22 protein-coding genes and 1 riboswitch are annotated in these 25,931 nt (G+C 70.2%); of the genes, 10 read left to right on the forward strand and 12 right to left on the reverse strand.

Going from position 1 to position 25,931, the window contains the following annotated elements; genetic code table 11:
- The first annotated feature begins 24 nt into the window (after positions 1–24).
- The 8 genes from ACIBW9_RS22105 (at position 25) to def (ending at position 7,611) form a co-directional block, all read left to right on the forward strand.
- The gene (locus tag ACIBW9_RS22105; protein ID WP_398957459.1) at positions 25–840 is read left to right on the forward strand and encodes an SOS response-associated peptidase; all 816 of its coding nucleotides are present in this window, start codon (positions 25–27) and stop codon (positions 838–840) included.
- 1 nt (position 841) lies between these two features.
- The gene (locus ACIBW9_RS22110) at positions 842–1,486 is read left to right on the forward strand and encodes an alpha/beta family hydrolase (RefSeq protein ID WP_398957461.1); all 645 of its coding nucleotides are present in this window, start codon (positions 842–844) and stop codon (positions 1,484–1,486) included.
- A 256-nt stretch (positions 1,487–1,742) separates the two neighbouring features.
- Positions 1,743–2,426, forward strand: a complete 684-nt coding sequence (gene sigR, locus ACIBW9_RS22115) for an RNA polymerase sigma factor SigR (RefSeq protein WP_398957463.1) — start codon at positions 1,743–1,745, stop codon at positions 2,424–2,426.
- Positions 2,423–2,725: a mycothiol system anti-sigma-R factor gene (gene rsrA, locus ACIBW9_RS22120; RefSeq protein ID WP_398957465.1), complete on the forward strand. Its 303-nt coding sequence runs from the start codon at positions 2,423–2,425 to the stop codon at positions 2,723–2,725. Before sigR ends, rsrA begins: the two co-directional genes overlap by 4 nt.
- A 141-nt stretch (positions 2,726–2,866) precedes the next feature.
- Complete coding sequence (locus ACIBW9_RS22125) at positions 2,867–4,177, forward strand: HD-GYP domain-containing protein (RefSeq protein ID WP_398957467.1); 1,311 nt, start codon at positions 2,867–2,869, stop codon at positions 4,175–4,177.
- A gap of 309 nt (positions 4,178–4,486) precedes the next feature.
- Positions 4,487–5,728, forward strand: coding sequence for an HD-GYP domain-containing protein (locus tag ACIBW9_RS22130; RefSeq protein WP_398957469.1), 1,242 nt, complete (start codon positions 4,487–4,489; stop codon positions 5,726–5,728).
- Positions 5,729–5,835: 107 nt separating this feature from the next.
- Positions 5,836–6,816, forward strand: a complete 981-nt coding sequence (locus ACIBW9_RS22135; protein WP_115906028.1) for a hypothetical protein — start codon at positions 5,836–5,838, stop codon at positions 6,814–6,816.
- Between the two features lie 144 nt (positions 6,817–6,960).
- Positions 6,961–7,611: a peptide deformylase gene (gene def, locus ACIBW9_RS22140; RefSeq protein WP_398957472.1), complete on the forward strand. Its 651-nt coding sequence runs from the start codon at positions 6,961–6,963 to the stop codon at positions 7,609–7,611.
- Positions 7,612–7,625: 14 nt separating this feature from the next.
- Here the strand turns inward: def and ACIBW9_RS22145 are convergent, their stop codons facing one another.
- On the reverse strand, positions 7,626–8,591 hold the full coding sequence (locus tag ACIBW9_RS22145) for a GlxA family transcriptional regulator (RefSeq protein ID WP_398957474.1): 966 nt from the start codon (positions 8,589–8,591) through the stop codon (positions 7,626–7,628).
- Positions 8,592–8,684: 93 nt separating this feature from the next.
- On the opposite strand from ACIBW9_RS22145, the gene ACIBW9_RS22150 reads away from it, so the two are divergent.
- Positions 8,685–8,909 carry a hypothetical protein gene (locus ACIBW9_RS22150; protein WP_398957476.1) on the forward strand — a complete coding sequence of 75 codons (225 nt, stop codon included), beginning with the start codon at positions 8,685–8,687 and terminating at the stop codon, positions 8,907–8,909.
- Here the strand turns inward: ACIBW9_RS22150 and ACIBW9_RS22155 are convergent.
- The 6 genes from ACIBW9_RS22155 to ACIBW9_RS22180 form a co-directional block, all read right to left on the reverse strand.
- Complete coding sequence (locus ACIBW9_RS22155) at positions 8,876–9,349, reverse strand: hypothetical protein (protein ID WP_398957478.1); 474 nt, start codon at positions 9,347–9,349, stop codon at positions 8,876–8,878. The genes ACIBW9_RS22150 and ACIBW9_RS22155 overlap by 34 nt on opposite strands.
- 110 nt (positions 9,350–9,459) lie before the next feature.
- Entirely contained in the window at positions 9,460–11,505 is a 2,046-nt protein-coding gene (locus ACIBW9_RS22160) for a putative Ig domain-containing protein (protein WP_398957480.1), read from the reverse strand.
- 231 nt (positions 11,506–11,736) lie between these two features.
- Entirely contained in the window at positions 11,737–12,357 is a 621-nt protein-coding gene (locus tag ACIBW9_RS22165; RefSeq protein WP_398957481.1) for a nucleotidyltransferase family protein, read from the reverse strand.
- Positions 12,358–12,384: 27 nt separating this feature from the next.
- Entirely contained in the window at positions 12,385–13,452 is a 1,068-nt protein-coding gene (locus ACIBW9_RS22170) for a ribonucleotide-diphosphate reductase subunit beta (RefSeq protein WP_398957483.1), read from the reverse strand.
- A complete protein-coding gene (locus tag ACIBW9_RS22175; RefSeq protein ID WP_398957485.1) occupies positions 13,452–15,806 on the reverse strand; it encodes a ribonucleoside-diphosphate reductase subunit alpha in 2,355 nt (784 codons plus the stop codon). The genes ACIBW9_RS22170 and ACIBW9_RS22175 overlap by 1 nt, the downstream gene beginning before the upstream one ends.
- A gap of 145 nt (positions 15,807–15,951) precedes the next feature.
- A riboswitch (cobalamin riboswitch) is annotated at positions 15,952–16,034 on the reverse strand.
- An 87-nt stretch (positions 16,035–16,121) separates the two neighbouring features.
- Positions 16,122–16,628 carry a GNAT family N-acetyltransferase gene (locus ACIBW9_RS22180; protein WP_398957487.1) on the reverse strand — a complete coding sequence of 169 codons (507 nt, stop codon included), beginning with the start codon at positions 16,626–16,628 and terminating at the stop codon, positions 16,122–16,124.
- A 147-nt stretch (positions 16,629–16,775) separates the two neighbouring features.
- Here ACIBW9_RS22180 and ACIBW9_RS22185 point away from each other — a divergent pair, with 147 nt between their 5' ends.
- On the forward strand, positions 16,776–20,387 hold the full coding sequence (locus ACIBW9_RS22185) for an NACHT domain-containing protein (protein ID WP_398957489.1): 3,612 nt from the start codon (positions 16,776–16,778) through the stop codon (positions 20,385–20,387).
- Positions 20,388–20,450: 63 nt separating this feature from the next.
- On the opposite strand, the gene mctP is transcribed toward ACIBW9_RS22185, so the two are convergent.
- The 5 genes from mctP to ACIBW9_RS22210 form a co-directional block, all read right to left on the reverse strand.
- Positions 20,451–22,079 carry a monocarboxylate uptake permease MctP gene (mctP, locus tag ACIBW9_RS22190; RefSeq protein ID WP_398957491.1) on the reverse strand — a complete coding sequence of 543 codons (1,629 nt, stop codon included), beginning with the start codon at positions 22,077–22,079 and terminating at the stop codon, positions 20,451–20,453.
- A complete protein-coding gene (locus tag ACIBW9_RS22195) occupies positions 22,076–22,327 on the reverse strand; it encodes a DUF3311 domain-containing protein (protein ID WP_398957493.1) in 252 nt (83 codons plus the stop codon). Before ACIBW9_RS22195 ends, mctP begins: the two co-directional genes overlap by 4 nt.
- Before the next feature lie 138 nt (positions 22,328–22,465).
- On the reverse strand, positions 22,466–22,672 hold the full coding sequence (locus tag ACIBW9_RS22200; protein WP_398957495.1) for a YbdD/YjiX family protein: 207 nt from the start codon (positions 22,670–22,672) through the stop codon (positions 22,466–22,468).
- Positions 22,638–24,782 carry a carbon starvation CstA family protein gene (locus ACIBW9_RS22205; protein WP_398957497.1) on the reverse strand — a complete coding sequence of 715 codons (2,145 nt, stop codon included), beginning with the start codon at positions 24,780–24,782 and terminating at the stop codon, positions 22,638–22,640. The genes ACIBW9_RS22200 and ACIBW9_RS22205 overlap by 35 nt, the downstream gene beginning before the upstream one ends.
- An 87-nt stretch (positions 24,783–24,869) precedes the next feature.
- Complete coding sequence (locus ACIBW9_RS22210; protein ID WP_351474538.1) at positions 24,870–25,634, reverse strand: GntR family transcriptional regulator; 765 nt, start codon at positions 25,632–25,634, stop codon at positions 24,870–24,872.
- Positions 25,635–25,931 lie beyond the last annotated feature (297 nt).

Genomic DNA, 25,931 nt, shown 5'->3' on the forward strand with positions numbered 1-25,931 from the left:
GTCGAATCTGGCAGTGTGGCACGTATGTGCGGACGGTATGCAGCGAGTCGTAGGCCCGAGGATCTCGCAGGAATCTTTGAGATCGAGAAGTGGGAACCCGAGGAGACCCTCGCGCCCGACTACAACGTGGCCCCCACCAAGGAGGTGTACGCAGTACTGGACCGCCCCCTTAAGGACGTCGACGACCCGCGGCCGGTTCGGCAGCTGCGCAAGCTGAAGTGGGGCCTGGTGCCGTCCTGGTCGAAGACCCCGGAGGGCGCGGCGCGGATGATCAACGCCCGTGCCGAGACCGTCCACGAGAAGCCGTCGTACAAGCGGGCCTTCACCTCCCGCCGCTGCATCATCCCCGCCGACGGCTACTACGAGTGGGTCACCGGCAAGGGCGAGCGGGACCTGGAGGTCGAAGGGAAGAAGAAGCGGCCCCGCAAGCAGCCGTACTTCGTGCTGCCCGCCGACGGGTCGGTCTTCGCGATGGCCGGGCTGTACGAGTTCTGGCGGGACAAGACGTTGCCGGACGACCACCCGCAGGCCTGGTGGGTGACCTGCTCCGTGATCACGACCGAGGCGGAGAAGACACCGCTCGCCGTCGCCCCGGCCGAGGGCCCGCACGCGCTCGCCGACATCCACCCCCGGATGCCGCTGATGCTCACCCCGGACCGCTGGGACGCCTGGCTCGACCCCTCCCGCACCGACCCCGAGGACCTGCGGTCGCTGCTGGAGCCGCCGCCCGCCGGGCTGATGCGCGCCTACCCCGTCTCCACCGCGGTCAGCAACGTCCGCAACAACGGGCCGGAGCTGCTGAAGGAACTCGAGGGCCCCGAAGAAGGCACACTTTTCTGATGTGACAGACCTGACTGAAGTGACACAGGACGTCCAGACGGATGCCGGTCCGGCCCGCATCACCTGGCGCCACGCCGACCGGCCGCGACTCGTCCTCGCCGTCAGTCACGGCGCCGGTGGCGGCATCGAGGCCCGGGACCTCCAGGCCCTCGCCCAGGCCCTGCCCGGACACGGAGTGACCGTCGCCCTCGTCGAGCAGCCCTGGCGGGTGGCCGGCAAGAAGCTGGCACCCGCCCCGAAGACGCTCGACCTCGGCTGGCGCGGGATCTGGCCCGCTCTCGCCGGGCCCGGACTGCCGGTGATCTCGGGCGGACGCAGCGCGGGCGCCCGTGTCGCCTGTCGTACGGCCGTCGAGCTCGGCGCCCGTGCCGTCCTGGCCCTCAGCTTCCCGCTGCATCCGCCGGGCAAGCCGGAGAAGTCCCGCGCCGAGGAGCTGCTGGGCTCCGGGGTGCCCACCCTCGTCGTACAGGGCGGGAAGGACCCCTTCGGAAAGCCCGAGGAGTTCCCGCAGGGGGCGTACGAACTGGTCGAGGTGCCCTCCGGCGATCACGGGTTCGCCGTGCCCAAGCGGGCGGAGATCACCCAGGAGAAGGCGCTGGAGATCATCACGGACGGTGTGACCCAGTGGACCGCGTCACTCGGGTGACGGCGGGGAATGTCGCGCGGGCGGCCACTGTTGAGGCGGACAGAAGTGCTGGAGACCAGCACCGATCGTCGTAGGAGAGGAAGTCCGCCGCATGGGTTCGACCATCTGCCCGAGCCGCAGCAGCCGCACTGACCTGGACTGGACGGTGCTGACTGCGGCCAAGACCACCCCTATTCGAGGGGCGGCGGGGACGGGTCGTCGTCTATCCTCCGATTCTGGCGACACCGGTTTCGGTGCTGCCCGGAATCTTGAGGAGGTGGGTCCGGTCACTGGGATCGACGCAGGGACCGACAACGGCCAGGCGGAGCTGCCCGAGGGCCAGGGCGTCAGCGCGGAGTCGACCGCGGAGCGCAGCGCGCGCTTCGAGCGGGACGCGCTCGAATTCCTCGACCAGATGTACTCGGCCGCCCTGCGCATGACGCGCAACCCGGCCGACGCCGAGGACCTGGTGCAGGAGACGTACGCCAAGGCGTACGCGTCCTTCCACCAGTTCCGCGAAGGCACCAATCTCAAGGCGTGGCTGTACCGGATCCTCACCAACACCTTCATCAACTCGTACCGCAAGAAGCAGCGCGAACCCCAGCGCTCCGCGGCCGAGGAGATCGAGGACTGGCAGCTCGCCCGCGCCGAGTCGCACATGTCGACCGGTCTGCGCTCCGCGGAGTCGCAGGCGCTCGACCACCTGCCCGACTCGGACGTGAAGGAAGCACTCCAGGCGATCCCCGAGGAATTCCGCATCGCCGTGTACCTCGCCGATGTCGAGGGCTTTGCGTACAAGGAGATCGCGGACATCATGGGGACACCCATCGGTACGGTGATGTCCCGGCTGCACCGGGGCCGCCGTCAACTGCGCGGCATGCTCGAGGACTACGCGCGTGAGCGCGGACTGGTCCCGGCCGGCGCCGGAGAGTCGGACGAAGCGAAAGGCTCGGGCTCATGAGCTGCGGAGAGCCGCACGAGACGGACTGCAGTGAGGTCCTCGACCATCTCTACGAGTTCCTCGACAGTGAGATGCCGGACGTCGATCGCGACAAGTTCAAGCAGCACTTCCAGGAGTGCTCGCCGTGCCTGGAGAAGTACGGCCTGGAGCAGGCCGTGAAGAAGCTGGTCAAGCGGTGCTGCGGCCATGACGACGTGCCCAGCGACCTGCGCGCGAAGGTGCTCGGGCGGCTCGACCTGATCCGCTCCGGACAGGCCGTCCCCGAGCACGACATCACCGCGACCCCGCAGGAGTCCTGAACTCCCCCGGACCTTCGTCCGGAATGCCGGGAACGGGCTGTCGTCACTCGAACGTGCTAATCCGCGGTTCATAAGCCCGCGGACGCCCCCCGGCCCGCCCTAGTCTCCTCACCCGGAGCAGGTTCGGCCGGGAGGAGCGTGATGGAGGCGGTTCCGGCACGGGCACGCGCGTACGTCGCCTGTACGGTCCTCGGCGCACTGCTCTGCCTGCTTCCGCTGCTCGCCGTCCACACCTCCTGGCGTGCGCTCGCCCTGCTCGCCCTGCTGTACGCGGGCTGTGAGCAGGCCGCCGCCCGATGGCGCTTTGCCGGAACGTTCTACCCGGTGCTGCTCGCCGGTGCCTTTCTGCTGCCGCCCCCGGCCGCCGCCCTGGTGGCGCTGCCGGGGGCACTGCTGTCCCGGGTCGACCAGCGGCCGCGTCGGCTGCGGCGGTGCTGGCGGGCCGCCCAGCTGGTCCTCGGCGTGTGGGCCGCGGGCCGGGTGCACTGGTCGCTGGGCGGGCGGGACGCGGTCGTCGCCTCCGACTTCCCGTACGCACTCGTGCCCGCGGGCGCCGCGGTACTGGCCTTCTGCCTGGTGCTGACCGCCCTCGACGGCGGGATCCGCACGCTGGCCGAGCGGGTGCCGGCGCGGCGGGCCTGGCGGGGGCTGTTCGTACGGTCCCTGGCGCCCGTGGTGGTGCACGGGCTCGCCGGGCTGATGATGGCCGTCCTGTGGCGCAGCCCGTACGGGCCCGTCGCCGCGCTGCTGGTGCTGCTGCCGATGTGCGTGTCCTGGTGGGTGTTCACGCAGTACCACCGGGAGCGCGCCGCCCACCAGGCGACGATCCGGGCACTGGTGCAGGCCGTCGACATCAAGGACGAGTACACCCGCGGCCACAGCGAACGGGTCGGCCAGGCCTCCATGATGATCGCCCGGGAACTCGGCATGGACGACGAGCGCGTCGAGGTCCTGCGGTTCGCCGGGATCCTGCACGACGTGGGCAAACTCGGCGTCCCCACACGGCTGTTGAGGAAGAACGGGCCGCTGACCCCCGAGGAGCGGCGGGTGATCGAGCTGCATCCCGAGTACGGCCATGAAATGGTGCGCGGAATCGGTTTTCTGGGCGAGGCCCGGGCCGCCGTGCTCCACCACCACGAACGCCTCGACGGCAGCGGCTACCCGTACGGACTGCGCGGAAGCCAGATCCCCGAATCCGCCCGCGTGGTGGCCGTCGCGGACGCCTTCGACGCGATGACGTCCACGCGCTGCTACCGGCGCGCCCGGCCCGTTCCGGCCGCCCTGGAGGAGCTGCAGCGGTGCGCGGGCGCACAGTTCGACCCCCGCATGGTCACGGCCCTGGTCCAGGCGCTCGCCCGCTCGGGCTGGCATCCCGCGGTCACCGCGGACGAGCAGCCCCGGCTTCCCGCACCAGCCGCAACCGTCTCCAGCCGACCGGGGGCACGCGGATGAGCCCCTGGCGACCGCGGTGCCACAGCCCCGCAGCGGCGGTTTCCAGCGGGCCGGGGGCCCGGGACGGGCGCCTGGTGGTCGTGGTGGCGCAGCCTTGCCTGCGCGTGCCCGCCGGGGTCGTCTGCGTGCCCGCCGTCGTCGTCTCCAGTCGGCCGGGAGCCCTCGGATGAGCGCCCGGTGGTCGTGGAGGGCCGGTGCCGTCTGCCTTCGCCCGCCGGGGGCGTCTTCAGCCGGTCGGGGGTCCGGGGACGGGTGCCCGGTGGTTGCGGGGCTCGTCGCGGTCGTCAACAGCGGGGCCGGGGACCGCGGATGAGCACCCGGTTGCCGTTGACGCTCCTCATACATGCCTGTGCCGGGCTCCTCGCCGGCGTCTCCCTCGCCGTCACCCACCACACCGGTCTGGAGGAGCGGCCCACCGCCCTCGCCTTCGGGGTGCTCGTCACCGTCGGCGAGCTCAGCCGCTGGACCGGCGCCCGGGTCAGGGAGGCCGCGCCGCTCGGGGCCGCCGGGGCGATGTCGTACGCCCTGCTCGGGGAGGACGCCGGGCACCCCACCCACCACGGCGTCACCCAGGTCGTCGCCGTCGTCCTCGCCGCCGCCCTCATCGGCAGCGTGCCGCACATCGCCCGCGGACGCGGCCCCGTGCTCGACCACCTCGCGCGACGCGTGCTCACCGTCGGATTCGCCGCCGTCTGCTTCCAACCCCTGTACAACCGGGGGGCGTTCGGCCATTGGCACGGCCCCGCCTACGCCCTGCTGCTCCTCGCCCTCCTCGCGCTCACCGCACTGTGCGACGCCGTGCTCGCCGCCGCACTCGCCCACTCCCGCACCCGGTGGCCCTTCGGCCCGCTGCTGCGGGACGAGCTGCACGCCCTCCTCGGCATCGGCTCCGCCGTGTGCGCCACGGGCGCGGTGATGGCCCTCGCGGTCGCCGTCGTCGGACTGTGGGCGCTGCCCGTGTTCTCGCTGCCGCTGCTGCTGACCCAGCTGTCCTTCAAGCGGTACGCGGCCGTGCGGACCACGTACCGGCAGACCATCACCTCCCTCGCCCGCGCCACCGAGATCGCCGGGTACACCCCCGCCGGGCACGCCCGCCGGGTGGCCGCCCTCAGCCGTGCCGTCGGACGCGACCTCGGGCTCACCCGGCCCGAACTGACCGTGCTGGAGTACGCCGCCCTCATGCACGACATCGGCCAGCTCAGCCTGGTCGACCCGGTGCCGGCGGGCGCCACGGCCGGCCTGCCCACGGCCGAGCAGCGCCGCATCGCGCTGCTCGGCGGGGCCGTCGTACGCCAGACCGGGGTCGACTCGGCGGTCGCCGTGGTCGTCGAGCGGCAGGCCGACCCCTACCGGGAGCAGCCGCTTGCCGCCCGGATCGTGCGGGCCGTCAACGCTTACGACGAGAAAGCACGCGACGCCGGGCCCGGCGGGCCCCTGGCGGCGCTGGAGGAGCTGCGGCTCGCCACCGCTGGGGACTATGCGCCCGAAGTGGTGGAATCGCTGGCCCGGGTCCTCGCACGGGACTGTCTGACCCTGCCTGCGGCTGGGTAACCCATGGGTAATGAGCGCCCTTCCAGCCGTACGTGGTTGGATGCGAATGAGAGGGTGTGTCCGGGGGCAGCACTAGCCAGCCCACTCCACGGAACTGGCAGGGAATCGTGAGGATCTTCGGCAAGGGACGGCACCGGCCCTCCGCCTCCTGGCGGCAGGCCACCGACCGCGCGTTCACGCTGATCGGCGACGGCCGGTACGAGGACGCGGGCGCACTGTTGACACGTGCCGCCGACCTGGAGCCCTGGCTCTCCGAGTCCTGGTTCAACCTCGCCCTGCTGCACAAGTTCCGGCACGACTGGGAGCAGGCCCGCGCGGCAGGCCTGCGCGCCGTCGCCCTGCTCGACCGGGAGACCGGCGCCCCCGACTGGTGGAACGTCGGCATCGCGGCCACCGCCCTGCAGGACTGGCCGCTGGCCCGGCGGTCCTGGCAGGCGTACGGGCTGCGGGTGCCGGGGGCTGCCGCGGCGAACGGCGAGCCCGTCGGGATGGAGCTGGGCAGCGCCGCCGTACGGCTGTCCCCGGAGGGGGAGGCCGAGGTGGTGTGGGGGCGGCGGCTGGACCCCGCGCGGATGGAGGTCCTGTCCATTCCGCTGCCGTCCTCCGGCCGGCGGTGGGGCGAGGTCGTGCTGCACGACGGGGTGCCCCATGGCGAGCGCACCACTGCCGCCGGGCATGCCTATCCCGTGTTCGACGAGATCGAGCTGTGGGCGCCGTCGCCTGTGCCTACGTGGGTGGTGCTGCTTGAAGCTGCCACCGAGGCGGATCGGGATGCGTTGGAGCAGCTTGCCGCGGACGCGGGGTTTGCCGCGGAGGACTGGTCGTCATCGGTGCGGCTCCTGTGCCGTATGTGCTCGGAGTCTCGGATGCCGTCCGATGAGGGGGATGGGGAACATCTGGATCCCCATGATCACAGTGAGCCCGGACACCCTGGACCTCTGGGGCATCGGACGGATGGGCAGCTGTGGGTGCCTGAGCGGGAATGTGGGGTGGCTGCGCCGGCTTCCCTGGTCAGGGGGCTCTTGGACGGGTGGGTTGCCGACAGCCCGGATTCTCGTGACTGGCGGGATCTCGAAGAGGTTTGCTAGCGCCGTCCGGGTGCGGCTTCGTCGTGGCTGGTCGCGCCCACGCGGCGGAGCCGCATATCGAAGCTGCCCGCGCCCCCATGGGGGCGCTTCCCCGTACCCTGTATCCCCAGTGAACCCCGGTTTTTGAGGAAGGCATACGTCGGCATGGCGCAGCAGGACACCGATCAGCAGCACGTGGGCGTGCTCCCCGTCGACGACGAGGGCTTCGTCATCGACACCGAGGAGACCGAGGAGCGCGAGAACGCCTGGCGGGCGGCCGGGACCTCGCGGCCCATCACCGTCGTCGGGAACCCGGTGCTGCACAAGGAGTGCAAGGACGTCACCGAGTTCGGCGAGGAACTGCAGCAGCTGGTCGCGGACATGTTCGCCTCGCAGCGCACCGCCGAGGGCGTGGGTCTGGCCGCCAACCAGATCGGCGTCGACCTGAAGGTCTTCGTCTACGACTGCGGCGACGACGAGGGCGTCCGGCACGTCGGTGTCGTCTGCAACCCCAAGCTGGTGGACCTGCCCGCCGAGCGGCGCCGCCTGGACGACAGCAACGAGGGCTGCCTGTCCGTGCCCACCGCGTACGCACCGCTGGCCCGTCCCGACTACGCCGAGGTGACCGGCCAGGACGAGAAGGGCAACCCGATCAAGGTCCGTGGCACCGGCTACTTCGCCCGCTGCCTGCAGCACGAGACCGACCACCTGTACGGCTACCTGTACATCGACCGCCTGTCCAAGCGTGAGCGCAAGGACGCGCTCAGGCAGATGGCCGAGAACGAGCCGCGCTACCCCGTCGTCGCCAACGACTGAGGCCCCGGTGACCGTCAGGCGGCCGCCTGCGGGCCCCTGAAGGTGCGCCGGTAGGCGTTCGGGGTCGTTCCGATCGCCTGGACGAACTGGTGGCGCAGCGCGGCCGCGTTGCCGAATCCCGCCCGGCCCGCGATCGCGTCCACCGTCTCGTCCGTGCCCTCCAGCAACCGCTGGGCCAGCAGCACGCGTTGCCGCAGGATCCACCGGTAGGGAGTCGTCCCCGTCTCCTGCTGGAAGCGACGGGCGAAGGTGCGCGGTGACATGTGGGCGCGGTCGGCGAGCTGCTCGACCGTGACCTCCTCGTCGAGGTGCCGCTCCATCCACACCAGCACCTCGGCGACCGTGTCGCCGTGCGAGCGGGGCAGCGGGCGCTCGATGTACTGGGCCTGTCCGCCGTCCCGGTGCGGGGGCACGACCATCCGCCGGGCGATCTTGTTCGCGACCTCCGGGCCCTGCTCCTTGCGGACGATGTGCAGACAGGCGTCGATGCCGGCCGCGGTGCCCGCCGAGGTGATCACCGGGTCCTCGTCCACGTACAGGACGTCGGGCTCGACCGTCAGCCGCGGGTACGCCCGGGCCAGCTCCTCCGCGTGGTGCCAGTGCACGGCACAGCGCCGGCCGTCGAGCAGCCCGGCCGCGGCGACCACGAAGACTCCGGAGCAGACGCTGAGGATGCGGGCGCCCCGGCCGGCCGCGCGCCGCAGGGCGTCGAGGAGCTCGGGCGGGAACTCCCGGGTCTCGAAGCAGGCGCCGGCCGGCACGGCGATGAGGTCGGCCTCCTCCAGCCGCTCCAGACCGTGCTCCACGTTCATGGAGAAGCCGGCGCGTGTGCTCAGCACCGGGCCCTCGGCCGAGGCGACCGCGAAGTCGTAGACGGGCAGTCCGTCGTCGCTGCGGTCGGTGCCGAACACCTCGCAGACGACGGCCAGTTCGAAGGGGTTCACGCCGTCCAGGACGACGGCGGCGACGTTCTGCAGCATGCCACCAGTGTGCCTCGACGTTGGCAGTTTTTCGAGGCTCTACGGCAGTCCTGCCACTGTTTGTCAGGAGCTATCGGCGCGACAGTGGTGTCCATGGATACGGCACACCTCGAAGGACTGATCGGAATGCTGACCGTTCTCGCCCTCCTCGTTCTCCTGGTCCTCCCGTCCGTGCTCGGTATCGCGCGCGACCGTCGCATCGACCGGCAGATCCGCGAGGCCGAGCAGGCCCGCCGGGAGGCCGAGGACCTCCGCCCCGCCGGGCGTCCCGCCCGCCGGCAGCGCTACTTCACCACCACGGTGACCCACCACTCCTGAATCCCCAGGCACGAGACCCGGCCGGACTGGGCGGCGCACAGCGGCCGCGTGGACTCCAGCCGGGTCTTCCCGTCCGCCACGGCCTTGAAGGCGGCGCTCGCGTCGCCCGGCTGCAGGACGAAGCCGCTGTTGTCGGCCCGCAGCACCGAGCCGCTCGCGGTGACCGGTTTCCAGGGCCGCTTCGCGGTTCCGTCCAGGCTGATCCGGACGGTGTCGCCCACCGCCAGACAGACAGTACGGCCGCTGTCGGCGGCACCGAGCGTCGACGCCGCCGTACAGCCGCCCGAGGGGCTCGGTGGCGGGCTCTTCTTGGGTGTGGGGGAGGACGACACGTGGGTGCCGTCGCCGCTCTTTCCGCTGTCGGTCTGGGTGCCGCAGCCGGCCAGGGCGAGGGTGAGTGCCACGAGGGCGAGGGTCGTGTGGCGGATCGTTCGGCGCATGGGGGGCCTCCTCACTTCTGTGACGTGTCACCCCGACGTCCGGATCCACACCGGGGCCCCGGCCGCGAAGATCGCGGCCGGGGCCCCGGGTCACACAGGATCGAACGGGATCAGCTGGTCGTGACGGCGGTGTCGTCGACGACGAAGCTGGTCTGGAGCGAGGAGTCCTCGACACCGCTGAACTTCAGGGTGACGGTCGAGCCCGCGTAGGAGCTCAGGTCGAAGGACTTCTGCACGTACCCGGAGGCGGCGTTGACGTTCGAGTACGTCGCCAGGGTGGTCGAACCGGCGCTGACCGTCAGCTTGTCGTACGCGGTGGAGCCGGTCTCCGCGGTGTCGATGTGCAGGTAGAAGGTGAAGGTCGCCTTGCAGCCGCTCGGCACGGTCACCGACTGGGACAGCGTGTCGGTGTGCGAGGAGCCGTAGCCGTCCAGCCAGGCGTAGTACGAACCGGCGTGCGCCGACTCACTGCTGGAGTTGGTGATGACTCCGCTGGACGCGGTCCACGTGGTGTTGCCCGACTCGAAGCCGGGGTTGCCGAGGAGCTGTGTGGAGGAGCAGGTGCCGCCGCTGGAGCCGACCGTCCAGCTGAAGGAGGTCGAGCCGGAGGCACCGGTGGAGTCCTTGGCGGTGACGGTGACCTGGTAGGTGCCCGCGGTGGACGCCGTACCGGAGATCAGGCCGTTGGAGCTGTTGATGGACAGCCCGGTCGGCAGGCCGCTCGCGCTGTAGGTCAGGGTCGCCCCCGCGCTGTCGCTCGCGCTGATCTGCAGGCTGACCGAGCTGCCGGTCGTCGTCGACTGGCTGCCCGGGTTGGTGACGGTCACCGTGTTGCCGGAGGTGCTGCCCGAGGTGAAGGCGGTGGTGCCGTTCGGGGTGCCCCAGCCGGTCGGGCCGTCGTATCCGGTCCCGGCGGTGCAGAAGTAGGACGTCGAGCAGGAGCCGTTGTTGCCGCTGGTGACGTCGTAGAGGTTGCTGGTGTGGGAGTACGGGTACTTCGCCGGGTAGTCGGTGGAACCGGGGGTGCCGGCCAGCGCGTACACACCGGCGATGATCGGCGACGAGGCGCTGGTGCCGCCGTAGACCGCCCAGCCGGAACCGCCGTAGGTGTCGTAGACCGCCACGCCGGTGGCCGGGTCGGCGACCGCGGAGACGTCGGCCTCCATGCGCTTGCTGCAGCCGCTGTCGGTCTGCCAGCTCGGCTTCGGGTCGTACGCGGAGCAGCCGGAGCCGGTGCCCTCGGTGGAGCTGGTGTGCCACACCGACTCGGTCCAGCCACGGGAGTTGGAGGACGTGGACAGGGCCGTACCGCCGACCGCCGTCACGTACTGCGAGGTCGCCGGGTACTCGGCGCCGTAGGCGGAGTCACCGGCGGAGACGGTGATCGCGACACCCGGGTGCTTGAAGTACGAGGTGTCCTCGCTGGTCTGGGAGGAGGACTCGGAGCCGCCCCAGCTGTTGGAGACGAACTTGGCGCCGAGCGACACAGCCTCGTTCTCGGCGATGCCGAGGTCGGTGTCGTTCGCGGAGTTGGCCTCGACGAGGATGATGTTGCAGTTCGGGCAGACCGCGCTGACCATGTCGATGTCCAGCGCCTCCTCACCCGCCCAGCCGGTGTCGTTGGTGGGCAGCGAGGTGGTGGAACCGGTCTGGCTGACCTGCTTGAAGCAGCCGTTGGCCTTGGTGCAGGAGGACAGGCCGTACGTCGAGCGGTAAGTGGCCAGGTCCGACTCGGCGTTGGGGTCGTTGTAGGCGTCCACCACGGCGACCGTCAGGCCGGAGCCGCCCGTCGAGGGCAGGTTGTAGGCGCTGTGCAGATTGGCCGGGGAGAGGCCGGAGGGCGCGGCGGCGGCGACCGCGGAGGCCAGCCGCTGCTTGATGTCGGTACGGCGCTGGGCGAAGCAGGACGCGTGACCGGGGGCGGCGGTGGCGCACAGGTGCTGGGTCGGCACCTTCTGGCCGGCCTTGCCGGTCGAGTGGAACGTCTGCCGCTCGGGGGAGGTGAGGGCCTTGGCGTTCTGGGCGGCCCGAGTGGTGTGCGTGGCCACGGGTGCCGCGTGCGCCGGTGCGGCCACGAGTCCGGCGAGGCCGAGAGCGAGGGCGGGTATGGCGGTGGCCAGGAGTCTTCGCAGGCTCCGTCTGGGCTTCTCACGCATGGGGGTACTGCCTCCGTCGTGGGAGTGGGGTTCTCGACGCTGGTGGCAGGCCTGTGACGCGCGTAGCGGCGGCGGGCGCCGTCATGGGCATGACACTTCGAACATCCTGTGCCGGTGTTGTGTGTACATGGCAGGACGGCCAGAAAGTAGCCGGAGGCGAGGAGCCCGGAACAGATGGGCCGGAAGAACTTTGCCGCTCCGTGGGAGGTCCATGGCCGTCCGATGAAGGCCCTATGGACGCTCCATGGACGAGTCCCGGTGGGGCCAGTCGAGCACGGTCAGTTCCGGCCATTGCTCGCGCCAGCGCGCGGCCTTGGCTTCGTATACGGAACGCGGGGCGAGCACGGGGTTCGGCCGCACGACGAGGTTGAAGACGTCGGAGAGGCCGTGCGGTGCGTAGACCCGCCACCGGCCGCCGGCCGCCGGCCGTACGCCCAGACAGCAGGTCGTGGCGGCGAAGCTGTCGATCGCCGCCTCGCTCGACTCGTACGGCGGGCACGGCACCCCGAACCTGTCCTCGTACCAGAGGTGCACGCGGGCCTCGTTGCGGATCTCGACCTCGGCCGGGAGATCCGCGAAGATCTCCCGGCCGGCCTTGATCACGGCGTCCTCGGCCTCCCAGGACAGGTCGTCGGCGTCGAAGTAGAAGACGTCGTAGTCCTTGATGCCGGCGGTGGGCGGCCGGTCCGTGACGACGTTCCAGACGGTCTGGAAGAGGCACCCGGCGGTGAGGTACCAGCCGGGCAGCGCCATCGTCGCGGTCCGCTCCAGCACCTCGGTCAGGACGCTGTTGCGGGACAACACCGTGCGTAGGGAGTCGAGTTGGTCATCGAGAGGGAGACGGCTGATCACCCTCCCGGCATATCACGGCCGGGGCCGTCAGAAGTCCTCGTCGAGGTCGACCGTGCCCTCCACCGCCACCTGGTACGCCGAAGGGCGGCGCTCGAAGAAGTTGGTCAGTTCCTGGACGCCCTGCAACTCCATGAAGGAGAAGGGGTTCTCGGAGCCGTACACCGGGGCGAAGCCGAGGCGGGTGAGGCGCTGGTCGGCGACGCACTCCAGGTACTGGCGCATCGACTCGGTGTTCATGCCGGGCAGACCGTCCCCGCACAGGTCGCGCCCGAACTGCAGCTCGGCCTCGACGGCTTCCCGCAGCATGTCCGTCACCTGCTGCTCGAGCTGGTCGTCGAAGAGCTCCGGCTCCTCCTTGCGGACGGTGTCGACCACGTCGAACGCGAAGCTCATGTGCATCGTCTCGTCGCGGAACACCCAGTTGGTGCCGGTGGCCAGGCCGTGCAGCAGGCCCCGGCTGCGGAACCAGTAGACGTAGGCGAAGGCCCCGTAGAAGAACAGGCCCTCGATGCAGGCGGCGAAGCAGATCAGGTTGAGCAGGAAGCGGCGGCGGTCGGCCTGGGACTCCAGGCGGTCAAGGCTGTCCACCGAGTCCATCCACGTGAAGCAGAACTGGGCCTTCTCGCGGATGGAGGGGATGTTCTCGACGGCCGCGAAGGCGGCGGCGCGGTCCTCCGGGTCGGGCAGGTAGGTGTCCAGGAGGGTGAGATAGAACTGGACGTGCACTGCCTCCTCGAACAGCTGGCGGCTCAGATACAGCCGTGCCTCGGGGGAGTTGATGTGCTTGTACAGGGTCAGGACCAGGTTGTTCGCCACGATCGAGTCACCCGTTGCGAAGAACGCGACCAGCCGGCCGATCAGATGCTGCTCGGCGGGCGTGAGCTTCGCGAGGTCGGCCACGTCCGAGTGGAGGTCGACCTCCTCCACGGTCCAGGTGTTCTTGATGGCGTCCCGGTAGCGCTCGTAGAAGTCGGGGTAGCGCATGGGGCGCAGGGTCAGCTCGAAGCCCGGGTCGAGCAGGTTCTGGGATCGGGAGGTGCCGGCGCGCAGCGCCGTCGTTGAGGGGTGGTGGTCGGGCGACGGGTGGGCGGTCATTACTGGCAGGCCTCGCAGGACTCGGGGTTTTCCAGGGAGCAGGCGACCGCGTCGGGGTCGGCTGCTTGCTGCACGGGGACGGTCGCCCGGGCGGCTCGGGCGATACGGGTCGCCGGGCGGGAGCGCAGGTAGTACGTGGTCTTCAGGCCCTGCTTCCAGGCGTACGCGTACATCGAGGAGAGCTTGCCGATGGTCGGCGTCTCCAGGAACAGGTTCAGGGACTGGGACTGGTCCAGGAACGGGGTGCGGGCGGCGGCCATGTCGATGAGCCCGCGCTGCGGGATCTCCCACGCCGTGCGGTACAGGGCGCGTACATCGGCCGGGATCCAGGCGAAGTCCTGCACCGAGCCGTTCGCCTCGCGCAGCGCCTCGCGGGTGCGGGCGTCCCAGACCCCGAGCTCCTTGAGGTCCTTCACCAGGTAGGAGTTGACCTGGAGGAACTCCCCGGAGAGGGTCTCGCGCTTGAAGAGGTTGGAGACCTGCGGCTCGATGCACTCGTACACGCCCGCGATCGACGCGATGGTGGCGGTGGGGGCGATCGCGAGCAGCAGCGAGTTGCGCAGGCCGGCGGTCGCGATGCGCTCCCGGAGGGCCGCCCAGCGCTCCGGCCAGGTGAGTTCGGTGTCGTAGTGGTCGGGGTGCAGGACGCCGCGGGCCGTGCGGGTCTGCTCCCAGGCCGGCAGCGGGCCGCTCCGCTCGGCGAGGTCGGCCGAGGCCTCGTACGCGGCGAGCATGATGCGCTCGGCGATCCGGGTGGACAGGGCCTTCGCCTCCGGTGAGTCGAAGGGCAGGCGCAGCTTGAAGAAGACGTCCTGGAGGCCCATCGCGCCCAGGCCCACGGGGCGCCAGCGGGCGTTCGAGCGGCCCGCCTGCTCGGTGGGGTAGAAGTTGATGTCGACCACGCGGTCCAGGAAGGTCACGGCCGTGCGGACCGTCTCGTCCAGCCGCTCCCAGTCGATGTCCCCACCGGTCACGAACGCACCGAGGTTGACGGAGCCCAGGTTGCAGACCGCCGTCTCGCCGTCGTTCGTGACCTCCAGGATCTCGGTGCAGAGGTTGGAGGAGTGGACGACATGGCCCGGCTCGGCGGTCTGGTTGGCGGTGCGGTTGGCGGCGTCCTTGAAGGTCATCCAGCCGTTGCCGGTCTGGGCGAGGGTGCGCATCATGCGGCCGTAGAGGTCACGGGCCGGGATGGTCTTCTTCGCGAGCCCCGCCTCCTCCGCCCTGCGGTAGGCGGCGTCGAACTCATCGCCCCACAGGTCCACCAGCTCCGGCACGTCCGCCGGGGAGAACAGCGACCACTGCCCGTCGGCGTTCACGCGCCGCATGAACTCGTCCGGGACCCAGTGCGCGAGGTTCAGGTTGTGCGTACGGCGGGCGTCCTCACCGGTGTTGTCGCGCAGCTCCAGGAACTCCTCGATGTCGGAGTGCCAGGTCTCCAGGTAGACGGCGGCCGCGCCCTTGCGCCGGCCGCCCTGGTTCACGGCGGCGACCGAGGCGTCGAGGGTCTTCAGGAACGGGACGATGCCGTTGGAGTGGCCGTTGGTGCCGCGGATGAGGGAGCCGCGGGCGCGGATGCGGCTGTACGACAGGCCGATGCCGCCGGCGTGCTTCGAGAGGCGGGCGACCTGGTGGTACCGGTCGTAGATGGAGTCCAGCTCGTCGAGCGGGGAGTCGAGGAGGTAGCAGGACGACATCTGGGGGTGCCGGGTGCCGGAGTTGAAGAGGGTGGGGGAGGAGGGCAGGTAGTCGAGGCGGCTCATGAGCCGGTAGAGGGCCGCGACTTCCTCGAGTGCGCGTGTGGTGTCGTCCTCGGCCAGGCCGCTCGCCACCCTCAGCATGAAGTGCTGGGGCGTCTCGATGACCTTGCGGGTGATCGGGTGCCGCAGGAGGTAGCGGCTGTGGAGCGTGCGCAGGCCGAAGTAGCCGAAGCGGTCGTCGGCTTCGGGGTCGATGAGCGCGTCGAGACGGTCGGCGTGGACCCGTACGAACTCCGCCGTGCGGTCGGCGATGAGGCCCTCGCGGTGGCCCACGGCGACGGACTCGGTGAAGGACCTGACGCCCTGCGAGGCGGCCTCGGCGGCGATGCCGATCGTCAGCAGCCTGGCTGCCAGCCTGCTGTACGCGGGGTCCTCGGAGATGAGGCCGGCGGCCGCCTCCGTGGCCAGTTCGCGCAGCTCCGTCGCGTCCGCGCGGGCGGACCGGCCGCGCAGCGCGGCGGCGGCGACCCGGCCGGGGTCGGCGTCGGGGAGGTCGGCGGTCAGCTCGGTCAGGGTCCGCAGCAGCGCGGCTCCCAGGCCGTCCTCGGCCACGGTGGCGCTGGCTGAAACCGGGTCTGCTGGCGCGATGGTCACGTGAGGCTCTCCCTCGCTCGGCACGGGGGTCTTGCGGAGGGCAGGGGGCAGTCACGAGCGCACACGGCGTCGCGTCCACCGGCCCACTCCACGAGGCCCGGACGTCGAAGCACCCGGGCCGGATGGGCCGGGCACACCGTCGGCAGGTCCTCGGACTGACGCCCATATGTGCGCGAACACGCATGGGTACACCGTTGCGGGACAGTTCCGGATTCACACCGGATTCCCCTGCGGCGACAGCGAGCATGAGCATACATCTTGTGTCGGGCGAGGACAGCACCCCCATATGTTGTGTCGTGGCGACTTCGGAGCGTGTCAGAGTGTCAACTCATAGGTGAGCAGCAGAAGGTCGTCGTCGCCCGGAAGCGGATGCCAGTCGCGCTCGGGAACGCGGACGAAGCCCAGCCTCTCGTAGATCCGGTGGGCGGAACGCATCGAATCCTGGGTCGACAGGACGAGGCCCGTACGGCCGTCCATGGCCCGGGAGCGGTCGATGCAGGCGCGTACCAGAGCCTCGCCGATGCCCCGGCCGCGGGCGGCCGGGGCGACGGCGAGCATCCGTATCTCACTCTCCGAGGGCCCGGCCACCTCGGACAGGGGACCGCCGGACGGCACGAAGGTCACGCCCCCGAGGACCCGGCCGTTCTCCACGGCAACCAGGACCTGCGCATGGGCCGCCCGCTCGGCGACGTCCTTCAGTTCGCCGAGATACCAGTCGCTGCCCGCGAAGTCGAGCAGCCCGTCCGCGAGGTAGGCCTGGGCGGTGATCTCGCCGAGCGTCTCGTACTCGCCGGGCTCCGCCTGCCGGATCACGATGTCCATGGAGTCGAGTCTGGCGGACGGGTACGACAACGGACCGCGGATTCCCGGGCCGGGTTGCGCGGGTCGCGGAGAGTGATTCCATGGAGGGAGGTAGCGGCGCCCGCGTGGTCCTCCGTCCCGAGACCGATCTCGGAGGGAGAACGCACGATGACGAGGGTCGTCCGTCACCCGCCCGGCAGGGAGCGACCGCGCAACGCGCCGATGGCGACGCTGGATCTGAGACGGGCGGGGGGCCGGGTCAGGCAGGACCTGCTCGGCCACTGGCACGCCCTGACGATCCGTCTGGAGGCCCGCCGCGGCGCCACCCGCCCCAGGAAGTGGCGCAGATGGGCCTCCTACACCAACCTCACCAGGGCTGTGTGGCTGGTCGCTGCCCTCACGGTGCTCGTATGGTGCGTGGAGGGCCTGGACATCCTGATCGAGGGCGACTCGACCGCCTTCGAGGACTGGCGGAAGAACAACACGGGGTTCAACACCCTCCTCACCTTCGTCGGCCCCGTCCTCACCGCCTCCATCGCCGCCGCCCTCTTCCTGTTCTGCTGGTACGGCTGGACCAAGCGCCGTTACCTCGGCAAGGCGCGCCGTGATCCCCACCGGCTGGTGCTCACCGCCGGGCAGGACAACGCCGAGATCGTGGGCCGTGAGGACCTCGCCCAGGTCATCGCGGAACGGCTGCGGGAGCGCGACACGCGCCGGCCGTATCTCCTCGTCGGCGGTGTCGGCGTGGGGAAGACCGCCGTCCTCGTACGGCTCACCGAACTCCTGGCCCAGCAGCACGCCGTGCCCGTGCCGGTGCGGCTGCGGGACGCGGACGGCGCCGACCTGAACTTCGAGCACATGGCCAGGCGCCGCTTCGCCGACGAGTCGCCCCGGGGCGTCCTGGCGCGCAGCAAGACCGAGCGGGTCTGGCAGCAACTGCTCGCCGACGACAAGCCGGTCGTCATCGCCGACGGGCTGGAGGAGGCCCTGCTGGACGAGGATCTCCAGCAGGACCGGGACAACATCATCCGCCGGGCCATCGAGCGCGCCCACGAGGAGAAGCTGCCGCTCGTCATCGCCTCCCGGCCGCACAGCCCGCTGGAGAGCACCTCCGCCGCGATCGTGGAACTGGAGCCGCTGAGCGAGGAGGAGGCCCTGCGCTTCGTCGAGGCGCACGTACCGGAGACCGACGAGCGCCGGGTGGACTGGATCGTGGAGACGGCGGAGGTCACCGAGTCGCCCGTCTATCTGCAGATCGCCCGTGAACTGCACTGCCACGGATCCCTGGAGCACGACCGTCCGGACGACGACCCGCGGCACATGAACACCCGCAGCCGGGACCGCGGAACGCTCCGGCTGTGGCTGCTGGAGACCTGGGCCGAGGCCCTGTGCGAGGGCAGGCTGAGCGAGGACGTCGCGCTGACTCCCCGGGAACGGCGCGACACCCTGGAAGTGGTCTCCGCGCTGGCGTGCATCGGGCTGCTCCAGGACAAGCTGGAGGTCGGTTTCTCGGAACTGCTCGACACGGACGTCCACGGGGGCCCGGCCCAGCGCGCAAAGGTCCGGGCGGAGCACCTGTGGGCGACCCGGCGTGGCTTCGACCGGTACGGCAAGCACGGGAACGTCTTCTCCGGATGGCACCGGCAGCAGATCTGGGACGCGCTCTGCAGGCGCCTCAGCGACGAGGGGAGCAGACGGCTGCGCGAGGGGAACATGGACCAGTGCAACTCCGCCCTGGCCCGTTTCGTGGGCAACGCGGACAAGCTCAGACTGGTCGAGGGCTTCGCGAAGAGAGTCCGGTTCCCGCACAGCATCATCCAGGCCTACCTCGGCTACCGCGTGCTGAACGAGCTGGGCGAGCGGGGCGCGGGGGAACTGGTCGAGGAGGCCCTGCAACCGCCCGGCCCCAGCCGCGAACTGCTCATCTCCCTGGTGCTGGTGTCCCGTCGGCGGGCGGCGCAGCGCACGCCCGGGGGCGGCGGCGTCCGCGCCGAGGCGAAGAAGGAGTTCGAGGAGCTGGTCCGGCAGTCACCGGTACGGGGACGCACCCTCGCCCACCGGCTCTGCACGGCCGCGAAACGCCGCACGGACGACCCCAAGGCCCTCGACCTCTACGCGGCCGCCCTGGAGATCGAGAGCGCGGAGGACACCCCGCGACTGCTCGGCGACATCGTCGGCTCGGTCCGCGCCCGCTGGACCGGTTTCAAGGGGGACCGGCGGACCCTTGAGGACGCCAAGCTGAGGTTCCTCAAGCAACTCGGGGCGGCGCTGCGCAAGGTCTCCGACCGGACCGACACCACGCCGCTGTACTGGGAGCTCTGCCAGATGGGCATCCAGGAGCCGTCGTACTCGATACGCCTCGCCGTCGCCCAGGAGTTCGGCACGGGCGGCAACGCGGCGTTCGCCGTGATCCGCGAGCGGGTCGGCCTGAACACCGACCCCGAGAGGGAGTACGAGGAGAGGCTCGCCGACATGAAGGCGCAGAAGAGGCGGGCGTACGAGGCGTGGACCCGGAAGATGGGGCGGGCGAGGGCCGCCGGCTCGTCCTCACGGGCCGCCTCCTCCGAGCGCATGAGACAGCTGCAGCGGGAACGGCGGGCGATCAACCAGCGCTACCGCGACCAACGGGTCGCCCTCTTCCGGGAGTTCGTGATGCGGGCGTGGATGGTCCCCATGCTGCTGGGCTCCGTCGACGAGGCCCACCGTGACGAGGCCAGGGAACGTCTCACCAAGTGGCTGCGCCATCTGGACCCGAAGTTCACCGGGGGAGCCCCCGACCTGCCGCTCGCCCTGGAGGCCGCGCTGGCACAGGGCTTCAAGTACGCGGCCAACCGGCGCAAACGGCACCCGCACGCCTACCCGGGCGGCCGCGCCGACCTGATCCGGCAGGCGGAGACCGTGCTGCAGCAGTCCCGCTGCTGGTATGCGCAGCTGATCCTGCTCCAGGCGCTGTGCCTGTGGGAGCTCCCGGACAGCGTCGGCACCCATTCCCACAACGGTGAAGGGCCCGACGGCAATCACCGCGAGACGCACGAGCCGTCCCGGGCGCTCCGCGGGGCGATGGCCGTGCAGACCGTGGAGCGCTGGCTGTCGATGGCGGGCACCGTGAACGCGGCGCCCGGCCGGCCGGGCGCGGACGGCGCCCCGCCCCGACGGTGCCTGCACCCGTTCGTCGCCGAGGCGGGCGACCTGGTGGCCCTGGCGCTGGAGACCGGGCAGCCCGAGCGCTTCCTCTGGATCGACGAGAAAGGCATCGCCGACACCATCGGCTCCCGCACCACGAACTCCGGGGGCTACCGCAAGCACAACCTGTGGATCCCGCCCTCGGCCGGGTGGAGCACCCTCGACCCGCGCGCCCAGCGCCTCGTCGCGGACGTCCTGGTCATGCTCAACCTCATCGAACGGGACGGGCACCCGGACGAGGTCGAGGAGCGCCTGGCCCGCGCCGAGCAGCCCGGGATGCCGCTCCCGCCGTGCATCCGGACGAACCGCGAGCCGCTGCAGCCCGGCATGACATGCGGTACCTCGACGCCGCCCACCCCCGGCAGCACCTGTCTGCCCGACTGCAAGTTCCAGCTCTGCCCCTACCCGCCCCGGGGCTGTGTCCCCCGGGGCGAGATCCGCGAGCCGTTCTGCCGCCAGCAGCAGGCCCTGCTGCCGGGGCGGGTGCGCCGCCTCCTCCCCAGGGGCCTGCGCCGGAAGACTCCGCACTGGGTGGGCATGCGGGTACGGGAACTGGACCGTTTCTGGGGCGAGATGGCCAAGCGCACCAGGGGCTGACCGCCGTGACAGTACGACAGCGGGCCGCCGGATGTCTCCGACGGCCGCTGAGCGCCGTAACCGCTAGTGGGACGCGCCCGCCGTCGCCGGCGGCAGTTCCACCTGGACGCCCGGGTCGCCCGCGTCCGCCGTGTAGTCGCCCGGCTTCGTCTCGTCGACCCCCTCCGGAGCCTTCAGGGCCTTCAGGACGAAGGTCAGGACCACCGTCACCAGCACGTTCAGGACGAACGCCGTGAGGCCGATGTAGCCGATCTGGCCGATGCCGGGGATCGCCGCGTTGGAGCCGCCGAAGTGCTTCTGCGTGGGCGAGGCGACGCCGTACGCGGCGAGGGTGCCGTAGACCATGCCGACAGCCCAGCCCGCGAGCAGCGCCCAGCGGTGGAACCAGCGGGTGAACAGGCCGCCGACCAGGGCCGGGAAGGTCTGCAGGATCCAGATGCCGCCCAGCAGCTGGAAGTTGATGGCGACCGTCTTGTCCATCGTCAGGACGAAGACCAGGGCACCCACCTTCACCAGCAGCGAGACCAGCTTGGAGACCTTGGTCTCCTGCTCGGCCGTGGCGTTCGGCTTGATGAAGTCCTTGTAGATGTTGCGGGTGAAGAGGTTCGCGGCCGCGATGGACATGATCGCCGCGGGGACGAGCGCGCCGATGCCGATCGCGGCGAAGGCCACGCCCGCGAACCAGCTCGGGAACATGTCCTCGAACAGCTGCGGAATGGCCAGCTGACCGTTGGTGACCTTGACGCCGGCCGCGATCGCCATGAAGCCGAGCAGCGCGAGCAGGCCCAGCATCAGCGAGTACAGCGGCAGGATCGTGGTGTTGCGGCGGATCACCTCACGGCTCTTCGAGGACAGCGTCGCGGTGATCGAGTGCGGGTACATGAACAGCGCGAGCGCGGAGCCCAGCGCCAGCGTGGCGTACGTCCACTGGTTCGCCTCGGCCGGGACCAGCGCCCCGCGCGGCTTGCCCGTCGCCGGGTTGGTCGCGCTGAAGGCCTCGCCCGCCTTGGCGAAGATGTGGTCGAAACCGCCCAGCTTGATCGGGATGTAGATGATCGCGACGGCGATGACGATGTAGATCAGCGCGTCCTTGACGAACGCGATCAGCGCGGGCGCGCGCAGACCCGAGGAGTACGTGTACGCCGCGAGCACACCGAAGGCGATCAGCAGCGGCAGGTCCTTCACGAACCAGTTGGAGCCCGCGCTGCCGCCGATCCCCATGACGTCGAGGACCGCCTGGATGCCCACCAGCTGCAGTGCGATGTACGGCATCGTCGCCAGGATGCCGGTCAGGGCCACCGCCAGCGACAGCCCCTTCGAGCCGAAGCGGCCGCGCACGAAGTCCGAGGTGGTCACGTATCCGTGCCGGTGCGAGACCGACCACAGGCGGGGCAGGAACGTGAAGATCAGGGGGTACACCAGGATCGTGTAGGGCACCGCGAAGAAGCCGGCCGCGCCCGCCGCGTAGATCGCCGCGGGTACCGCGACGAAGGTGTACGCCGTGTACAGGTCGCCGCCGAGCAGGAACCAGGTGATCCAGGTGCCGAACGACCGTCCGCCCAGGCCCCATTCGTCGAGGCTCTGCTCGTTCTCGGCCTTGCGCCAGCGTGCGGCCAGGAAGCCCATGACCGTGACGGCCAGGAAGAAGAAGATGAAGACGCCGAGTGCGACGCCGTTCACGCCGGTCTTCACTTGCTGCCTCCCCGGCGGGCACGCTGGTCACGCTGCCACAGCTTGTACGCCGTCATGGTCAGCGCCGTGGAGATCAGCACCCACAGCATCTGGTACCAGTAGAAGAACGGGATGCCGCCGAGCTCCGGGTCCGTCTTGGCGTAGGAACCGACCCAGAGCATCGCCACGAAGGGCGCCACGAGACAGAGGGCGATGACCACGCGGAGCGGTGTCACCACCGGGGGTCTCACTTCTGGCGTTTCAGACATAGCACGACTCCGTCCCCTCACTGATCACCTGTGTAACGCGCAGGCAATCTAGGTCACGGTGTCACGCGTGCGGAAGACCTCGTCCGCATATCGGTATGTCGATTCCGTGAAGGTCCCGGCATCGGTGCGACACCGCTGTCAGCAGCAGCGGAAACCCTTCCGTGGGTCCGCCTCCTGACGGTCCGTCCGCATCCGTTCGAACTCGCGCCGGGACGGCACCTGCGCACCCGGACGGGTCTTGCGCAGATACGCGACATAACGGTCGTACGCCGACTCGTCCGTCAGCTCCCGCAGATACCAGCGCACCCCCCTAATCGCCCGGCGCAGCAGTACCGACGACCGCACGGCGCTCCTCCTCCTTCTCCTGGCGGGTCGGGATCAGCCCCGCCGGGGCGGTGATCCTCGACTCGACGTACGGCGACTCGCTCAGCGAGGAGAGCGCCGGCCGACGGATGTGCCGGACGCAGACCCGCAGGGCGTCCGCGATCACCACGACGATCAGAACGGCCAGGACCGCCGAAAGGACGCCGTCCACGGTGGAGTTGGTGACCACGGTGTGCATGTCGTCCATGTTCTTGGCGGGCGGCAGCACCTTCCCGGCGTCGATCGCGTCCTGGAACACGGACCGCTGCTTGAAGAAGCCCACCTTGGGGTCGCTGGAGAACACCTTCTGGTAGCTGGCCGTCAACGTCACCGTCGCGTCCCAGGCCAGCGGAATGCCGGTGATCCAGGCCCACCTGAGGCGCCCCGACTTCACCAGCAGGGTCGTGCAGACGGCCAGGGCGACCGCGGCGAGCAGCTGGTTGGAGATGCCGAAGATCGGGAACAGCTGGTTGATGCCGCCGAGGGGCTCGTGCACGCCCACCCACAGGAAGTACCCCCACAGCGCGCACACGGCCGCGCTGGTGATGACCAGGCCCGGCTTCCAGCTCACGTTCCTGAACGGCCGGACGACGTTTCCCAGCATGTCCTGCAGCATGAACCGGCCCACCCGCGTACCCGCGTCCAGGGCGGTCAGGATGAACAGCGCCTCGAACATGATCGCGAAGTGGTACCAGAAGGCCCGCAGACTCCCGCCGGTGACCTTGGAGAAGATCTCCGAGACACCGATGGCGAGGGTGGGTGCGCCGCCGGTACGGGAGAGCAGGGTCGACTCCTCGACGTTCTTCGCGGCCTGGGCGAGGTCGGCCGGGGAGATGTGATAGCCCCAACCGGTCACCACCTGCGAGGCGTTCTGCACGGTGGTGCCGATCGCGCCGGACGGGGCGTTCATCGCGAAGTACAGCCCCGGGTCGATGATGCTCGCCGCGACCAGCGCCATGATCGCGACCGACGACTCCATCAGCATGGAGCCGTAGCCGATCATCCGGATCTGCGTCTCCTTCTGGATCATCTTCGGCGTCGTACCGGAGGAGATGAGGGAGTGGAAGCCCGACAGGGCCCCGCAGGCGATGGTGATGAAGACGAAGGGGAACAGGGACCCGGCGAAGACCGGACCGTCGCCGCGCGAGGCGAAGTCGGTCACCGCGTCCATCTTCAGCGTCGGCAGCGCGACGACCACACCCAGCGCGAGCAGCGCGATCGTGCCGATCTTCATGAAGGTGGACAGATAGTCGCGCGGCGCGAGCAGCATCCACACCGGCAGGATCGAGGCGATGAAGCCGTACGCCACCAGCCAGACGACCAGGGTCGAGGGCGCGAGGGTGAAGGTGCCGGCCCACGAGGACTCGGCGACCCAGCGCCCCGCGACCAGCGCGAGCAGTAGCAGCGCCACGCCGATCAGGGAGACCTCGGCGACCCGGCCGGGACGGAGCACCCGCAGACAGAAGCCCATCAGCAGGGCGATCGGGATGGTCATCGCGATGGAGAAGGTGCCCCACGGCGAGGCCGCGAGGGCGTTGACGATGACCAGGGCCAGCACCCCGAGCAGGATGATCATGATGGCGAAGGCGGCGATCAGTGCGGCCGCACCACCGAAGGGGCCGATCTCCTCGCGGGCCATCTGGCCGAGCGAACGCCCGTCCCTGCGCGTGGAGAAGAACAGCACCACCATGTCCTGGACCGCGCCCGCGAAGACCACGCCGGCGATGATCCAGATCGTGCCGGGCAGATAGCCCATCTGCGCGGCAAGGACCGGCCCGACCAGGGGGCCGGCACCCGCGATCGCCGCGAAGTGGTGGCCGAGGAGGACGCGGCGGTCGGTGGGGTGGAAGTCGATGCCGTTGTCGAGGCGTTCGGCCGGGGTGGCCCGGGTGCCGTCGACCTTGAGCACCCTGTGCGCGATGAACTTCGCGTAGAAGCGGTAGGCGATCGCGTAGGTGCCGAGGGCGGCCGCGACCATCCACGCGGCCGAGACGCTCTCACCCCGGGAGAGCGCGAGCACGGACCAGCCCGCCGCTCCGACCAGGGCGACGAGGGTCCAGATGACGATGGAGCGGACGTTCGCGGTACGCACGAGGCGGTCCTCCCGTCCAGACGGAGTCGGGAGGACCGTAGAACAGGAGCCGCGAGCGCGCTACACCGCGAGCAGTACTGCGGGAACTCAGTCCTGAGGGCGCTTCAGCCGCGCGACGAACTTGTAGCGGTCCCCCCGGTACACCGACCGCACCCACTCCACCGGCTCGCCCGTCTTGTCGTAGGAGTGGCGGGAGAGCATCAGCATCGGCAGGCCCACGTCCGTGCCCAGCAGGCCCGCCTCGCGCGGGGTGGCCAGTGAGGTCTCGATGGTCTCCTCCGCCTCGGCGAGATGGACGTCGTAGACCTCGGCCAAGGCCGTGTAGAGGGACGTGTACTTGACCAGCGAGCGGCGCAGCGCCGGGAAGCGCTTGGCGGAGAGATGGGTCGTCTCGATGGCCATCGGCTCGGCGTTGGCCATGCGCAGGCGCTCGATACGGAGCACCCGGCCGCCGGCCGTGATGTCGAGGAGCTCGGCGAGGCGGTCGTCGGCGGTGATGTAGCCGATGTCCAGGAGCTGCGAGGTGGGTTCCAGGCCCTGGGCGCGCATGTCCTCGGTGTACGAGGTGAGTTGGAGCGCCTGGGACACCTTCGGCTTGGCGACGAAGGTGCCCTTGCCCTGGATGCGTTCGAGGCGGCCCTCGACGACCAGTTCCTGCAGCGCCTGCCGCACCGTCGTGCGCGAGGTGTCGAACTCGGCGGCGAGGGTGCGCTCGGGCGGTACCGGAGTGCCGGGGGACTGCGTCTCCGTCATGTCCAGCAGATGTTTCTTCAGGCGGTAGTACTTGGGCACGCGTGCGGTACGGACACCTGCCCCGCCGTCGGTCTCCGCACTGCTGACGTCGCTGCTCATGCTCTGCCTTCCCGGCTCCGGATGCGGGTCACTTCGTGATCCCTTCTGTATACCGTCGCCAGCTCATTTGGTCTAGTCCACGGAGGGTCAGGTGGTCTAGCGGACGAGAGTACTCCGGCACCGCTGATTTCGCTGCCTTCTTACTTAAAGGTTCTTGCATATGTAGCTCGCATAACGGCTGGTCAGAGCCGTTTCGAGCACCCTTGACAGGCTGCGTGGTCTGGTCCAAGCTCCCGGTACTGGTCTACACCATTGGTTCAGGTCCCGGCGCATGAGCGGGGAGGTGTGGGCATCCCT

Source organism: Streptomyces sp. NPDC049541, from assembly GCF_044465725.1.
Taxonomy (GTDB): Bacteria; Actinomycetota; Actinomycetes; order Streptomycetales; family Streptomycetaceae; genus Streptomyces.

Coding starts and splice junctions, on each gene's coding strand:
- ACIBW9_RS22105 (WP_398957459.1), top strand. CDS start 25: ATGTGCGGACGGTATGCAGCGAGTCGTAGGCCCGAGGATCTCGCAGGA.
- rsrA (WP_398957465.1), top strand. CDS start 2,423: ATGAGCTGCGGAGAGCCGCACGAGACGGACTGCAGTGAGGTCCTCGAC.
- ACIBW9_RS22125 (WP_398957467.1), top strand. CDS start 2,867: ATGGAGGCGGTTCCGGCACGGGCACGCGCGTACGTCGCCTGTACGGTC.
- ACIBW9_RS22130 (WP_398957469.1), top strand. CDS start 4,487: ATGAGCACCCGGTTGCCGTTGACGCTCCTCATACATGCCTGTGCCGGG.
- def (WP_398957472.1), top strand. CDS start 6,961: ATGGCGCAGCAGGACACCGATCAGCAGCACGTGGGCGTGCTCCCCGTC.
- ACIBW9_RS22145 (WP_398957474.1), bottom strand. CDS start 8,591: ATGCTGCAGAACGTCGCCGCCGTCGTCCTGGACGGCGTGAACCCCTTC.
- ACIBW9_RS22150 (WP_398957476.1), top strand. CDS start 8,685: ATGGATACGGCACACCTCGAAGGACTGATCGGAATGCTGACCGTTCTC.
- ACIBW9_RS22155 (WP_398957478.1), bottom strand. CDS start 9,349: ATGCGCCGAACGATCCGCCACACGACCCTCGCCCTCGTGGCACTCACC.
- ACIBW9_RS22160 (WP_398957480.1), bottom strand. CDS start 11,505: ATGCGTGAGAAGCCCAGACGGAGCCTGCGAAGACTCCTGGCCACCGCC.
- ACIBW9_RS22170 (WP_398957483.1), bottom strand. CDS start 13,452: ATGACCGCCCACCCGTCGCCCGACCACCACCCCTCAACGACGGCGCTG.
- ACIBW9_RS22180 (WP_398957487.1), bottom strand. CDS start 16,628: ATGGACATCGTGATCCGGCAGGCGGAGCCCGGCGAGTACGAGACGCTC.
- ACIBW9_RS22185 (WP_398957489.1), top strand. CDS start 16,776: ATGACGAGGGTCGTCCGTCACCCGCCCGGCAGGGAGCGACCGCGCAAC.
- ACIBW9_RS22195 (WP_398957493.1), bottom strand. CDS start 22,327: ATGTCTGAAACGCCAGAAGTGAGACCCCCGGTGGTGACACCGCTCCGC.
- ACIBW9_RS22210 (WP_351474538.1), bottom strand. CDS start 25,634: ATGAGCAGCGACGTCAGCAGTGCGGAGACCGACGGCGGGGCAGGTGTC.